The organism is Stieleria maiorica (assembly GCF_008035925.1).
Lineage (GTDB): Bacteria > Planctomycetota > Planctomycetia > Pirellulales > Pirellulaceae > Stieleria > Stieleria maiorica.
The window spans coordinates 252811-267106 of the sequence record NZ_CP036264.1; the positions used below are offsets into that span (position 1 = coordinate 252811).

General features: G+C 61.2%; 13 protein-coding genes. 8 read left to right on the forward strand and 5 right to left on the reverse strand.

The annotated features are described in order from the left end of the window. Window position 1 precedes the first annotated feature (1 nt). Window positions 2–862 carry a prephenate dehydrogenase gene (locus Mal15_RS00845; protein WP_147866011.1) on the forward strand — a complete coding sequence of 287 codons (861 nt, stop codon included), beginning with the start codon at window positions 2–4 and terminating at the stop codon, window positions 860–862. Between the two features lie 61 nt (window positions 863–923). On the opposite strand, the gene Mal15_RS00850 is transcribed toward Mal15_RS00845, so the two are convergent. Further along, window positions 924–1649 (reverse strand): HAD family hydrolase, encoded by a 726-nt coding sequence (locus tag Mal15_RS00850; protein ID WP_147866012.1) that lies wholly within the window; start codon window positions 1647–1649, stop codon window positions 924–926. A 208-nt stretch (window positions 1650–1857) separates the two neighbouring features. Here Mal15_RS00850 and Mal15_RS00855 point away from each other — a divergent pair, with 208 nt between their 5' ends. Next, window positions 1858–3252, forward strand: coding sequence for an MFS transporter (locus tag Mal15_RS00855; protein ID WP_233903214.1), 1395 nt, complete (start codon window positions 1858–1860; stop codon window positions 3250–3252). On the opposite strand, the gene Mal15_RS00860 is transcribed toward Mal15_RS00855, so the two are convergent. After that, complete coding sequence (locus tag Mal15_RS00860) at window positions 3215–4603, reverse strand: ammonium transporter (RefSeq protein ID WP_147871786.1); 1389 nt, start codon at window positions 4601–4603, stop codon at window positions 3215–3217. The genes Mal15_RS00855 and Mal15_RS00860 overlap by 38 nt on opposite strands. A 227-nt stretch (window positions 4604–4830) precedes the next feature. Between Mal15_RS00860 and Mal15_RS00865 the strand changes: the two genes are divergently transcribed. Next, window positions 4831–5016, forward strand: a complete 186-nt coding sequence (locus tag Mal15_RS00865) for a hypothetical protein (RefSeq protein ID WP_147866013.1) — start codon at window positions 4831–4833, stop codon at window positions 5014–5016. A gap of 149 nt (window positions 5017–5165) precedes the next feature. Beyond that, the gene (locus Mal15_RS00870; RefSeq protein WP_147866014.1) at window positions 5166–7166 is read left to right on the forward strand and encodes a hypothetical protein; all 2001 of its coding nucleotides are present in this window, start codon (window positions 5166–5168) and stop codon (window positions 7164–7166) included. A 126-nt stretch (window positions 7167–7292) separates the two neighbouring features. Here Mal15_RS00870 and Mal15_RS00875 read toward each other — a convergent pair whose 3' ends face one another. Both Mal15_RS00875 and Mal15_RS00880 read right to left on the reverse strand, forming a co-directional pair. Next, window positions 7293–7631: a hypothetical protein gene (locus Mal15_RS00875; protein WP_147866015.1), complete on the reverse strand. Its 339-nt coding sequence runs from the start codon at window positions 7629–7631 to the stop codon at window positions 7293–7295. After that, complete coding sequence (locus Mal15_RS00880) at window positions 7631–8677, reverse strand: DUF1559 domain-containing protein (RefSeq protein WP_233903506.1); 1047 nt, start codon at window positions 8675–8677, stop codon at window positions 7631–7633. Before Mal15_RS00880 ends, Mal15_RS00875 begins: the two co-directional genes overlap by 1 nt. A 391-nt stretch (window positions 8678–9068) precedes the next feature. Here Mal15_RS00880 and mntR point away from each other — a divergent pair, with 391 nt between their 5' ends. Together mntR and Mal15_RS00890 are read left to right on the forward strand one after the other, a co-directional pair. Continuing rightward, entirely contained in the window at window positions 9069–9476 is a 408-nt protein-coding gene (gene mntR / locus Mal15_RS00885; RefSeq protein WP_147866017.1) for a manganese-binding transcriptional regulator MntR, read from the forward strand. A 48-nt stretch (window positions 9477–9524) separates the two neighbouring features. Further along, entirely contained in the window at window positions 9525–10517 is a 993-nt protein-coding gene (locus Mal15_RS00890) for an MDR family oxidoreductase (protein ID WP_147866018.1), read from the forward strand. Window positions 10518–10639: 122 nt separating this feature from the next. Here the strand turns inward: Mal15_RS00890 and Mal15_RS00895 are convergent, their stop codons facing one another. Further along, complete coding sequence (locus Mal15_RS00895) at window positions 10640–11392, reverse strand: PRC-barrel domain-containing protein (RefSeq protein ID WP_147866019.1); 753 nt, start codon at window positions 11390–11392, stop codon at window positions 10640–10642. A gap of 433 nt (window positions 11393–11825) precedes the next feature. Here Mal15_RS00895 and Mal15_RS33860 point away from each other — a divergent pair, with 433 nt between their 5' ends. Together Mal15_RS33860 and Mal15_RS00900 are read left to right on the forward strand one after the other, a co-directional pair. Next, window positions 11826–11999: a hypothetical protein gene (locus Mal15_RS33860; RefSeq protein WP_167546554.1), complete on the forward strand. Its 174-nt coding sequence runs from the start codon at window positions 11826–11828 to the stop codon at window positions 11997–11999. Between the two features lie 184 nt (window positions 12000–12183). Next, window positions 12184–13689, forward strand: coding sequence for a BON domain-containing protein (locus Mal15_RS00900; RefSeq protein ID WP_147866020.1), 1506 nt, complete (start codon window positions 12184–12186; stop codon window positions 13687–13689). Window positions 13690–14296 lie beyond the last annotated feature (607 nt).

The window sequence follows — 14296 nt, forward strand, 5'->3', positions numbered from 1 at the left end:
GATGCAGACGCTTCCCGAAAAACCCGCGTGGCTCAATCGTGTCTCGATCCTCGGCGTCGGCTTGCTGGGCGGCAGCGTCGGCATGTCGCTGCGGCGGAGCGGGGTTCATGTGGTCGGCTACAGCCGACGTGAATCGAGTTGCCGCGCCGCGGTTCAAGCCGGTGCGGTGGACGAAGGGTTCACGGACATTGCACGCGCATCCGAGGGCAGCGATGTCGTCGTGATCGCTTCGCCGGTCGACAAGATCGTGGGTTTGGCGATCGAGGCCGATGCGGTGCTGGCCGAAACTGCGTTGATCACCGACGTCGGCAGCACCAAAGCCGAAATTGTTGCCGAGATCACAGCCCGATCACCGTCGGCGGCCGCGAAGTTCGTGGCCGCCCATCCGATCGCGGGCAGCGAAAAGACCGGCGTCGAAAACGCCAGCGCGACCTTGTTGGATGACAAGTTGGTGGTCCTGACTCCCAGCGAGACGACGGCGCCGGAATCGCTGGACCGGTCCAAGTCGTTCTGGTTGCAGACCGGTGGGCGAGTCGTTTCGATGTCGCCGACCGAACACGATCAACGCCTGGCCGCGGTCAGTCACGTGCCACACCTGGTGTCCTCGATTCTCGCCAGCCTGCTGGACGAGGAATGTATGCCGCTGGTCGGCAGCGGATGGAAAGACATGACCCGTGTCGCCTCGGGAGACCCGGCGATGTGGACGGCGATCTGCGAACAGAATCGGGAGGCTATCCTCGACCAACTCGATCTTTTTTGGGAAACACTTGCGTCGCTCCGATCGATGCTGTTCATGGGCGATACCGCGGCGCTGCGTCGTTGGCTGGAAGACGCCAAAGCGCGAAAAGACGCAACACAGTAGGGAACGAGTCTTGGGCCGCAAAGGACTGAGCCACGGAGGAAAATGAGCGGTGGATCGCCTGCTACAGGTCGGCGGTCAGTTCCGCCAACGCCGTTTCACCGCCGCGGACCAGCAATCGGGCGTCCAATCCGGCTTGCCGCGCCGCATCGACATCGCCCCGCTTGGTGTCGCCGATCATCAGTAGTCGCGACCGATCGGTGGCGTCCCATGCAGCGGCGCCCGATCCCTTGGCACGCGATCCCTTGGCACGCAGTTGCGCGGCACCCAGCCGGGCGACGGCGGCGTCGTAAAACCGGGTGCTTGGTTTGGACCAACCGAGCTGGCTGCTGATCAAAACCTCATCGAATTGATCCTTCAGCCCCATGTCGCCCAAGATCATCGTCAGGCGACGGTCGAAGTTCGACGCCACGGCGATCGCATAGCCCTTGGACCTGAGCCGACCGATCGTGGGCGGCACGTCGTCGTACAACCGCCAGGTTTCGGCCGTCGCGAAGTGGTGCCAAAGCGAGTCAAAAACCTTGTCGGCCGACTCGTCGGGCAAGTCCGGGATGGCGTCGGCAACGATCCGTCGCCAACGTCGGAGCTCCCCCGCTTCGTCGGTCGGCTGGTCGATGTCCGCTTCAAAAAAATGGCGTTTCATCGCGGCTTTCAGCTGGTCGCGAATCTGTTCGAGCGAATGTTCACTTCCCGACGCCTTGGCGGCCGAGTAGTACGCTTCAGCCGGTTCGGGATCCGGGGTCATCAACGTGCCGGTGAAGTCAAAGATGATCCAGTCATAGCGGGGCATGCGGTGGCTCTGCAGCTCACGAAGGCTCCCTTTTCCCCGGCCTTGCGGGGGAGAAGGGCTGGGGATGTGCGACCGGAGGCGGAGCCTCCGGGAAACTTCCGTTCCCAGGCGGAACCCAGGAACGAGGAGGGAAAAGACGGAGACGGTGGCTTGGCGCGTTCGCCGCGGCCCCCTGTTGCGAGATTTGATCTGCTGCGATGGTGTAGTGATGGAAAACGTGCAAAACGAATCGAGCAACTCTTCGGGAGCTTACCCGGCGATCGCCGACAGTGAAACGTCTCCGCCTGCGATCGGCGCGTTTCCCGAGAGCGGTCGGGGAGATGCGTCCGCCGCGGTCGAACGATCCGGGGACGACGGGTCACCGTGGATGCCGCTGCGCAATCCGGTGTATCGATCGTTTTGGATCGCGTCGTTCGTTTCCAATCTCGGCACGTGGATGCACGAGATCGGGGCGGGCTGGTTGATGACCGAGTTGGACGCTTCGCCGCAAATGGTCTCGGCGGTGCGGACGGCGATGGCGACGCCGATCGTGTTGTTGGCGATTCCGGCCGGTGTGCTGGCCGATCGGGTGGACCGTCGCGGGCTGTTGCTGGCGACGCAGGTGTTGATGCTGTTGACCGCGGCAAGTCTGGCCGCGCTGACCGCCGCCGGGGTGATGACCAGTTGGCTGTTGTTGGGGCTGACGTTTTTGATCGGGCTGGGGCTGACTTTGCATGTCCCCACCTGGCAGGCGTCGATTCCCGAGCTTGTCCCCAGAGCGCAATTGTCGCGTGCGATCGCGCTGGGCAGCATCAATTTTAACCTCGCGCGTTCGGCCGGGCCGGCGATCGCCGGGGCGTTGGTGGCGATTGCGGGCGCCTGGATCGCGTTCTCCTTCAATGCCGTTTCGTTTGCCGGGGTGATCGTGGTGTTGTTGCTGTGGCGACGTCAGAGGAGCGAATCGACACGCGGTTTGTCCTATCGGTTGTCGCTATACCAGGGACTTCGATACGTGTACCGCAATCATGCGATGCGACATGTGCTGATACGATTGTGTCTGTTCATCGTACCGGCCAGTGCGCTATGGGGGTTGTTGCCGCTGGTGGCCCGTCAGCGACTCGATTGGGGTGCCGACGGATTCGGGATCTTGGTGACCTGTGTCGGTGGTGGGGCGCTCGTCGCGGCGCGTTTTCTGCCGCTGTTGCAGCGTCGTTTGGGAGGCGATGCGACGATCGCGCTGGCCATGCTGGCGTTCGCCGGCGGGTTGGCGTTGATGGGGTCGTCGACCCATCGGGGCGTCGTGGTAGTGGCGACACTGGTGATGGGCTGTGGCTGGATGGTCACGCTGACGACGCTCAACACGGCTGCGCAAATCACCCTACCCGGTCGGATGCGGGCCCGCGGCATGAGTTGCTATTTGACGGCGATGGCGCTGTCGATGTCCACGGGGTCGTTCTTGTGGGGCAGCGTGGCCGAATCAATCAGCGCGGGCGGGCAGCATGACGGCGTGGGGTCGGCGCAGCAAATCGCGGCGGCCACCCTGTTGGTCACCGCCGCGATCGGCATGCTCTTTCCGGTCGTCCACGCTATGCGAACATGTAACCCTCTTCACCGTGATCGGTGATGTCCAATCCGCGTTGTTCGCTCTCGGCGGGGACTCGCAGCCCGATAACGACGTCGATCAGTTTCAGCAGCACCAGGCTTCCGACGGCCGCAAACGCAAACGTGATCAGGACCGCGACGATCTGGCCGATCAACAGCGCCGGATTGCCCGATTCCAGCAATCCGATCTTGGTCCCGTTGCCGGTCACGTCCCAGCAGGCTCGGCTGGCGAATACCCCGGTCAAGACGGCGCCAAGCGTGCCGCCGACGCCGTGAACGCCGAACGCGTCCAACGCGTCGTCATACTTCAGCGTGTGCTTGAGTTTGCTGCATGCCAAGTAGCACACGACTCCGGCGGCCAGGCCCATGATCAGGGCCGGCATCGGTTGAACAAATCCGGCGGCCGGGGTGATGCACACCAAACCGGCCACCGCACCACTGCTGGCGCCCAACACGGTCGGTTTGCCCAGCACGATCCATTCGGTCATCGCCCAGGCGACCGCGCCGGCGGCGGCCGAAAAGTGTGTCACGGCGAACGCGCTGCTGGTGATGCCGTCGCACAGCAATTCGCTGCCGGCGTTGAAACCGAACCAGCCGACCCACAACATCGCCGCGCCCAGGGCCGTGTAGGTCAGGTTGTGGGGTTGGAAGGGCTCGTTGGGGAATCCCATTCGCGGCCCGATCAAGATGGCCGCGACCAACGCCGAGACGCCGCTGGAAATGTGAACCACCGTGCCGCCGGCGAAATCGAGCGCACCTCCCATGATGCTGTCTTCGCCGTAGGACAACGGACCGCTGTCCCAGACCCAGTGACAAAGCGGACAATAGATCAACGTGCCCCACAGGATCGAATAGATCACCATCGCGCTGAACTTCATGCGTTCGGCAAAGGCGCCGCAGATCAGCGCCGGGGTGATGATGAAGAACATGCCTTGAAACAGCATGTGCGTCAGCCGGGGAATACTTCCTTCCATCGGGGTGACCGGTTCACCGGCGATGTCGCTCCATTCCCGTTGCACGCCGTTCATGAACAGGTAGTCGCCGTTGCCGACCCAGCCGCCGCTGCCGCCGAAGGCCAACGAGTATCCGTACGTCGCCCAGATCATCGTCATCAGTCCCATCAAGAAGATGCACTGCATCATCACGCTGAGCACGTTTTTGCGGCGCACCAGGCCGCCGTAAAACATCGCCAATCCGGGCGCGGTCATGAACAGGACCAGGGCACAGCAGACCAGCATCCAGGCGTTGTGGGCGGCCAGTGCGCCGCCGTCGATTTGCCCATCGGTCAGGCCCGCCGGCGACGCGGCGGCGTCCGTCGCCTCTTGAGCCAGTGCGGCACCCGACGGCGCCAGCGCAAACAGCGACGCGAGCATCGCGATCGCCAAACCAAGTCTCCACCTATTCACAGCTATCACCTCGTTTCGAAAAGGACTTGTCAGGTGACTGAAACGCAGGGGCAGCAGTCGTCGTCGGAGTGAACTGATCGGCCGCCTTTCTCGATTCGTATGAAAACCGTTGTCATCCATCGACGAGGGGGCTTTCGTGAAGCGAGAACCGAAACTTCAATCCGCGAGCGAACGGGGGGAATTTGCTTGGCTCCGTGACAGTCGCGCAGCGGATAGAATACGTCGAACTGGCCGGTGCCGCTATCGCGGTCTGGGGCTGGAAAGATTGCCGCCAGCGGAAATCAACCGAGGGATGGCAGAAAGATTCGGTGCAGATTAAGGACCTGCCCGTCAAAAAAGAAAACGCAGGTGGGAATGAACACCTGCGTTTCCAAAAATAACTGTTAGACTGGCCAGCAATCGCAGGCCAAATGCGCCAAGTTGCGTGCACCGCGGCACGAATCCGTGCAGCCATTGCGGTGATAATTCGCTCGCAACACTGGAGCGGGGATGATATTCGTCGCATTGAGGATCCGCAAGCCCTGTTTTTATGAACCTAGAAAGTGAACCCCAATTCCACCCGCCCGCACTCCTTCGGTTGGGGGAATCGATCGCCGTCTTGCCGGTGATCCATGGCAGCGGTCAGTTCGCAGTGATGGTCCGCCGCTGGATGTTGGAACAGGACTTTGATTGCGTCGCCGTTCCGCTTCCCGAGTCGTTTCGCGAATGCACCGAGGCGGCGATCCTGGATCTGCCACGACCGTCGATCGTGATTCAGAAACCCGGTGCCGGGTTCACTCGCCCCGATTTCGCATCCGGCTTTGCTCCCTACGACGCCGGAACGGAAGAACACGGCGAGGGCGATGATGCCGATGCGGATCCCGCCAGCTACGTTCCGATCGATCCCTGTCAGCCGGTGATCATGGCGATCCGCGCGGCGATGGGCGAACACATCCCGCGGGCCTACGTGGATTTGGAAACGGATCCGTTCCTGCCGTTTTCCTCGGTCATGCCCGATCCCTATGCCGTTCGCCACGTCACCGCCGAGCGGTTCGCCGCGGCGGTGCTGCCCAGTTTGCCACGGCCGCCTGACCGACAGACGCGGTCGCGGATCGTGCACATGGCTTACCGTCTGGCGGAGCTTGAAAAACGCTATGACCGAATCCTGTTCGTGACCAGCGTGTTGAATTGGCCATGGATTCGCGAAGCTTATACGGAATCATTTTCGTCCCAGGCGGCCAGCAAGAGCGAATCGTCCAAGCCCTTCGATTTCCCCGAACATGATCCCGTCCGCGAACCCGAGCGTTACGCGATCGATCCGCGGACGCTGATGTTTCTGTTCGGCGAATTGCCCTACATCACCGGACTGTACGAACGCGCCCGCCGTGAACTGGAGGAGGACGAAGATCTGCAAATCGATGGCGTGAAAGAACTGTTGATCGCGGCGCGGACCAGCTACCGCGGCGAATTGAAACAGTTCGCCCGGCGGATCACTCCGTTGCACCTGTCAAAGTGCCTGCAGTACATCCGCAATCTTTCTTTGATGTCGCGGCGGATGACACCCGATCTGATCACGATCGTCACGGCCGCACAGCAGATCATGGGCGACCAGTACGCGCTGCATGTGGCCCAACTGGCCAACCAGTACTCCTATGCCAATCGACCCGAAGACGCATCGACCATCCCGACCGATTTGGAGGAGGTCAAACTGGGGATCGATCAAGCCCGTCTGCCCGACGGCGAATTGATTTCGATGGTCAACCGTTTGCCCGGTCCCCCGATCTGTTGGCGCACCCTCCAGCTGAAACGCAAACCGTCGTCGCCGGAAAAGAGCCGTTGGAAGTACCAGTGGAATCCGTACACGCAGTGCAGTTATCCGCCCGAAGACGAACGGATCGAGAACTTTCGGACGCGCGTCTTTGATCGGGCCAAAGCGATCGTCGGCAATGATCTGGCACGCACCGAAAAATTCACCACCAGTGTTAAGGACGGGATCGACATCCGCGACACGCTGCGGCATTGGTACGACCGCCAGATCTACGTGAAAGTCATCCCGCCCAGCCGCGGGACCTTGGATGCCTGTGTGATGCTGTTTGATTCACCCTCGGATCCACGCGATTACCCGTGGCGGACGACGTGGTTTGCCGAACACAAAGAGGAATCAACGCTGGCGTTTTATGCCACCAGTTTCGCCGACGAAATGGTCGGCCCCGGCATCGGGCTCAGCCGCTATGGCGGGGCGATGTTCTTGTATCCGCCGGTGATGATCCCCGACATTTGGGGCGACCCGCGGATCGATTTCACCGAAACGCTCGAGGAACGGTTGATCGCCGCGGCGTGTCTGCACGCCGGCGGTCGCCAGGTCGCGTTGTTGAGCGCGTTGCCGCCCGGCGGCGGCTGGCGCAAACTGGCCCGCCACTACAAAAAAACGCTCGTGCACGTCCCGCTCAGCTCGTTCAGCGACGAACAGGTCCAACAGTTGCGGATGGTTCATGTGCTCAACGGTCGCGAAGTCCGCTCGTATGCCGAAGAGTTTATCCGCAGGGTCTAGCTGGACAGCGCCGCTTTGCACAAGAAACATCGTGAATCGCCAGTCCAGCGTAGCTACCTTCGCCAGAAGGTGGATCCCCGGGGTTTCCACGCTCTGGCGAGCGTCGCTACGTCGCGGTCCAGCGATTTAGCGCCGCACTTGGTCGTCCAACAGGCTGCGGCAGGCGGTCATCGCGGCCCGCCAGTTGCCCTGTTGGGCGTCGTCCACGATATCCTTTAACGCATCTTGCTGCGATTGCGGCGGATTCATCTCTTGCAACCGGCCCGCGATCTGGTTCAACCCGTCTGTGTCACGCTGGTTGCAAACGCGGTACAGGGCGACCGTCAGGTCATAACCGTCGCCATCGAGCGCGACCGGCGACCGGCTGAAATACCAGATCGACACGGCGCAGGCGATCACCGCCAGAACCACGCCAAGGTTGCGGCCGCCCGACGACGGCTTGTTTTTCTCTCGATTTGATTTCATCACAGTCGATCCCAGTCGATGACTTCGTTTTCACGCATGCTCGATAGCTCGGCCCAGATCAATAGATCGATGAAGTTCGTGATGAACTGGACCGATCCGTCGCCCATCACCACATAGCCGCCCCCGGGGTGCTGCGAATACATTTGCCCGACGTGATAGGTGGGGAAATTGATCGGGTGAATGATCGGGTTGCCGGTGATATCCAGCTCGCCGCCGGAGGGGCCGGCGTGAACCAGCGTGAGCGTTGCGGCCGCGTCGGGGCCGTTTTCCGGAGACGAGAATTGGGGGTGCGTGAACGCGCCGGGGACCACGCCGACCCACGTTTTTTCACTCAACGCCGAACTGTGCTCGCCGAAAAAGATCGTGCTGCTCAGCCCGTCCAATACGTCTCGGAATTTTGTCTTGGAGTTGCGAAAGAACGGTCCGTCGGCAACCTGCCCGGCATCGCCGTTGATCGCAACGATCTTCGTTTGGCCGGTGTAGATGTTCGTGAACACTTCGCCGGTCGCCGCCGATCCGCACTCGCCCCAGCAGCTCTCCTGACCGTGGCTGGCAACGTAATGGCTGCGGCCGAGTGTGATTTCACGCCCGTGCACCATCAGCGGATCGCCGGACTCGTTGAGAACGACAAACGGTTCGTCGCCGCCGGTCGTGCTCGGGCACAGGAACATCGGAATCGTCGACGAAATCGCGTCGGCATTGTCGGGTGACCAGACCGGTTGCTCCATCCGCAGACTCTCAAATACCGAATTGCCTTCGGCAAACGGCAGCAATGCCGACCCCCATCCCCAACCCGGTCCGGCGTCCCAGGTCAACGGATCCATGTGGACCACCGTCGGCGCGGAGCCGTTGGTCGTGGGGTGTGAAACATAGCCGGGCGGAAACTGGCGAAACGCCGAATGGTAATTCTGGGTCGCCAGTCCGACTTGCCGCAAGTTGTTGCTGCAGGACATCCGCCGCGCCGCCTCGCGAGACGCTTGCACGGCCGGCAGCAGCAGCGACACCATCACGCCGATGATCGAGATCGCGACCAGCAGTTCGATCAAGGTGAATCCGCGGGGGTGGTTGGAGCGGCATCCGGCGGGCGACTCGGGACCGCGGCGGTCCTCAGTGGGCGGGGTATTCAATTCTGACTCCCAGTTGTGGGTGATGAAATGGACTTAGCCTCGGCTAAGTTTTGGGGTCGGCTGATATTCAGATGTTGTACGAGGGGGGCCGGCATCGCGCCGGACAGTCCGCGTTTCCTGAACGAATCTCCGCCCTTTCCGACCTTAAGTTAGCCGGGACTAAGTTTGGGTTGGTCGTCAAAATAAAGTTTCTTTGTAATCGACGCAAGGGCCGCGGTAAGAATTCCGATCGCTGGGGGTATCCTATTGCGCACGCAATTCAAGTCAGGGGACGATCCCCAACCCTCATTTCCACGGGACGGTCGCGAAATTGCCCAGTAAGATTCATCAACGAACTCGGTCGGATCACGCCAGCGAAGTCGCAGAGGACTACGTGGAGGCGATCGCCGATGCGATCGACCAGCACGGCGTCTGCCGCGCGGTCGATTTGGTCAAGCACTTTGCGGTGACGCACGCGACGGTCAACAACACGATCAAGCGTCTGGAGCGAGACGGTTTGGTGACCACGGCGCCCTATCAACCGGTGGAATTAACGTCGGCGGGCAGTCGGTTGGCGTCGCAATCACGTCGCCGTCACGAGGTCGTCGAAGCGTTTCTCAAAAAGTTGGGCGTCAGCGACCAGACGGCCGCCATCGACAGCGAAGGCATCGAGCATCACGTCAGCAAGGAGACGCTCGGCGCGATGAAGCGAGTGCTGGAGCAGGGTTGGCCGGAATAGTCCTCCGGCCAAACTATCCTTGATAGATTCAATTGAAGAAGGAAGCCCATGACATTCAGAGCCCTTGTCGTCGAAAAAACAGGCCCGTCGGAAGTCTCCGCCGCAGTACAAGCGCTGTCCGAGGACCAATTGCCCGACGGTAACGTGACCGTCGCGGTCCAGTACAGCACCGTCAACTACAAGGATGGGCTGTGCATGCGGGCCGACGGAGGATTGGTTCGCACCTATCCCCATGTGCCGGGGATCGACTTTGCCGGGACGGTCGAATCGTCCAGCGACCCGCGCTACAAGCCCGGTGATCAGGTCGTGCTGACCGGTTGGCGCGTCGGTGAAACGCATTGGGGCGGCTACGCTGAAAAAGCACGCGTCAATGCGGATTGGTTGGTGCCACTGCCCGAGGGACTGACCACACGCCAGGCGATGGCGATCGGGACCGCCGGCTTTGCCGCGATGCTGGCCGTGTTGGCACTGGAAGACCATGGTCTCAAACCCGACCAGGGCGAAGTACTTGTCACCGGAGCGGCCGGGGGCGTCGGTTCGATCGCGACGGCGGTCCTCAGTCAGCTCGGATACGACGTCGCTGCGGTGACGGGGCGACCGGGGGCGGCGGACTACTTGAAGTCGCTCGGCGCGACGCGAATCGTCGCGCGGCAAGAGATCGATACCGTTTCCAAAAAGCCGTTGGAATCCGAAACCTGGGCGGGATGTGTCGATGCCGTCGGCGGCGAAATGTTGGCACGGGTGCTCGGGCAACTCAAACGCGGCGGGTCGGTCGCGGCGGTCGGCCTTGCCGGTGGCGCAAAGGTCCCCGCCAATGTGATTCCGTTCCTGTTGCGAGGAGTCAACTTGCTGGGGATCGACAGCGTGATGCAACCGTACGAGCGACGCGTGACCGCCTGGAAACGACTCGCCACCGATCTGCCGCTGGAGAAACTTAACGCGATGATTCAGCAGGCCAATCTGGCCGTCGTGCCCTCGTTGGGAGCACAAATTCTGGCCGGGCAAGTCAAAGGCCGCATCGTGGTCGATGTGAATGCGTGACGGGTGTGTACGATGGCCCTTCCGGGCGGTCGTCCAGACGACTCCCAAGTGACGACCGGGAAAGGACGTCGTTCCACCCAGTCATTCAACCAGGCTGTCGTCCAAAAAACTCGCCGATCGCATCACGGCAACCAGTACCGTTCTTTTCCGTAGTAGTCATACAGGTGTTCTTCGTAGCCGCGATTGATCGGCGTCAAAGGATCGTACTCGGGCGAGTTTTTGATCTGATCGCGGGTCAAGTCGACATGCACCTTGGTCTCGGTCCATGACACCGCGTCGACCCATTCTGGGGCGATCAGCACCTTGCGCGAGGGCAACCAGTTTTTGGTGTCGACCACGACGTAACGGATCGCCCAGGTCGCATCGTCGACGATCAAGTCTTCGACGTGGCCGAGGTCACCGTCGGTTGCTTCGATCGAGTAGTTCAGGATTTCCTTCGCGCTCCGCAGCGGCGGCAAGTCCTCTTCGATCGTTTGTTGTTCGGCAGCGGGCACGTGCGCCGACAGCGGCATGCTCATCGCCGTCCCGGTCGTCAGGGAAACGCCTGCCGGCCCCCAATACGCCGGTACGTCGTAGTGTTTGAATAATTCCATTTCCATCTGCCGCGACACCGGTTTTTGCGAGTCGACGTGGGGGCTTTCTTTGACTTGCTGCTGCGAAAGGTCGATGGCGATCGCGCGCTGCTGCCAATCACACCGCCCCAAAATGCTCGGCGGCAATAATACGCGACGATCGGGCAGCCATTTTCCAGTGTCGACGACGATGTGCCTGGACAGCCAATCATCGGTGTCGATCAAAAGGTCCTGGATCGTGCCGACGTCATCGTCGATACCGGCGAGTTTTGTTCCGCGAATTGAATCGAATGCGATCAACATGTTGGGTCTCCTGTCAAACAAACTCTAGAAGGGCTCGCCGACGCATCCAAGTCGGGGACGCGAGCAGCCGTGGAAGTGTGTCGCAATTCGCATTCCGACCGGTCCGGTGTGCATTGGACCGCGACGTCCGCCTCACGGGGCTAGCGACGTTTGGGCGAACTTTCGACAGCATGGTCGCTGAGGGACCAGTTGGACAGATGAACCGACAGGCCGCCGGCGTCACGCGAAGTGGCAGTGAAGAAGAACGATGTTTCAATCCGACAACATGGCATCCTCGCTGATGCTTGTTGTTGCTGAACACCTCAATCAAACCCCGATGCGGCACGGATAGCCGGTACGGTACGAAAAGTGCGTCGCTTGAAGACCCCTGTGTCGCTTCTCGATGAACGTCACGAGCCTCACTACCCCCTGATTGTTTCTGTGGAGATCCAAGATGCCCATCAAAGAAGAACCGCCGAAAACCGGTGACATGTATCGATGTCAAACGTGTGATCTGGAGATTCATATCACCCAGCCGTGCAGCTGCGAAACACCGGCGGTCGAATTCACGTGCTGCAACAAGCCGCTGAAAAAGGTGACGGCGTTGCCGGCCGGAATGCCCACCTGACTTGGAGCACCACACAAGGCCAACCGCTCCACCGAACGCAATTTCATTTTCGGCCTGACGATGCGTTCGGAGAGTCGCCGTGTTCTCCGAACTCGGTGCTCGAGAAAAGCGAAGTTTTGCCCCACGCCGACTTTGAAAAGGTCGACGACTGTCCGACCCAACCCCTTCCAACAATGTATTCGCCATGAACTGTCGATCGCTCGCGTTTATCACTCTCTCGTTTTCGGCCGCTGCGTCCATGACGTGGATGTCCGGTCCTCCCTTTTTCGGCCCGCCGGCGGTGTTCGCCGCCGAGCGGTCGGAGTTTGATCCCGACGAGTTGGAATCGGCGATCAAGGCGGATCTCGACGATGCGGAGTCGTTGGTGGCCGACCGGATCACCGTCGAAGTGAACGACTCGCTGGTCACGCTCAGTGGAACGGTGTCGAGTTTGATGGAGAAACGCCGCGCGGGTGAAATCGCCAAACGCACTCGATCGGTCCAAGGGGTGATCAACCAAATTTACGTCGAGCCGACATCCCGCAGCGACGATAAAATTCGCGAGGATGTGTTGATGCGGTTGCGAGTCAACGACAGTCTGGATCGTCCCGAAATCGTCGTGAATGTCGAAAACGGGAGTGTCGCGATGACCGGGAAAGTCGATTCGCTTGCCGAGAAACGGCTCGCGGAGACTGCAGCCGCGGGAGTGCGCGGCGTGACGGATGTCCAGAATCAACTGACCGTCGCGCTTGCCAAGCCGCGGACCGACGACGAGCTGCGCGAGGAGATTCAAGCCCTGATCGTCAACTCGGTGTATTTCGACGACGTGCAAATCCGCGTCGATGTCGAGGATGCCACCGTCAAGCTTACCGGTACGGTCGGGTCGGCGGCACAAAAAGCCAATCTGATCGAGGCCGCGGAGATTTGGGGCGTCAAAGGCGTCAGTGCCGATCAGGTCACGATCGATCCGGATCGACTCGACCCGACGCGGCGCGCCGATCGCTACGCCATCGTGTCCGACCAAACAATCCAGGAATCATTGACCCGTGCGTTTTCGAATGATCCGATCGTGTTTCCGTATGCCGACAAGATCAGCCCCAAGGTTCAATCGGGCGTGGTCACGCTGGAGGGGAAAGTCGGACGACTGAGGGTCAAGGAAAAGGCGGAGCGGCTGGCGATGGGGATCGTTGGAGTGATGCGGGTAGCCAACGAACTGGACGTGCGATTCGACGGCGACGTGCCGTCCGATGCCGAAATCATCCGGCTCAGTCAAGCTGCTCTGGCGCGGAGTCCGAATCTGGATCGACGCGATTTCCGCATCCACTGTCAAGCAGCCCACGTCAGTTTGTACGGACTGGTCGAGAGTCGTTTCGAGAAAGAGTTGGCCGAATGGATCGTCGACGGCGTTCCAGGGGTGGTTCATGTGAACAACGCCCTGGCGGTCAACGCCCAATGGGAACCGAAGGCGGACGAGGAAATTCGGAAGGATTTGGAGCGGAAACTCAAGTTTGCACTGTTTGACACCTCCAACGAAATTGAGGTGGAAGTCGCCGATGGGGTCGCCATTCTGACCGGTGAAGTGGACACGTGGCGGCAGTGGCAGAGCGCGGTGAATTTGGCGATCGAAGCCGGCGCACGCGATCCACACAACCTGCTGAACGTTCGCATGCACCCGCCGCACGGTGCGTCACGGATCTACGTGCCCCGCTGATCTTGTCAGCACGTGGAGAAAGCCAGCGGCGGTCAGCAATGCCAGCACGACGCGTAAGCCAGTGGCCAGGTGATGATGCCAGCACGCGGCGTAAGCCAGTGGCCGGGTGGTGATGCCAGCACGCGGCGTAAGCCAGTGGCCGGGTGATGTTGCTAGCACGTGGCGTAAGCGAGTGGCCAGGTGGTGATGCCAGCACGTGGCGTAAGCCAGTGGCCGGGTGGTGATGGTGGCGTGAAGTGGGGCCGCTCGCTCACGCTTCCCGCTGGCATGGGTCGCTCGCTGACGCTTCCCGCTGGCATGGGTCGCTCGCTGACGCTTCCCGCTGGCATGGGTCGCTCGCTGACGCTTCCCGCTGGCAAGGCCGCTCGCTGACGCTTCCCGCTGGCATGGCCGCTCGTTGACGCGTCCCGCTGGTAGGGCGGTTTCTCCAGGTTCCGCTTGTGACGGATCCCCGTGACTTCGTAGGATCGCGCGATCGACGACCGGTGAACGTACGCGCCGGTCGAAAAACCCTTCATCGCACCCGATCCCGACACGCAATTTGGCCGGCACGGACGCCATCGCCGATTCGCCTCCATCGACCGCCCGGAACCCCTCCGAGCGATCA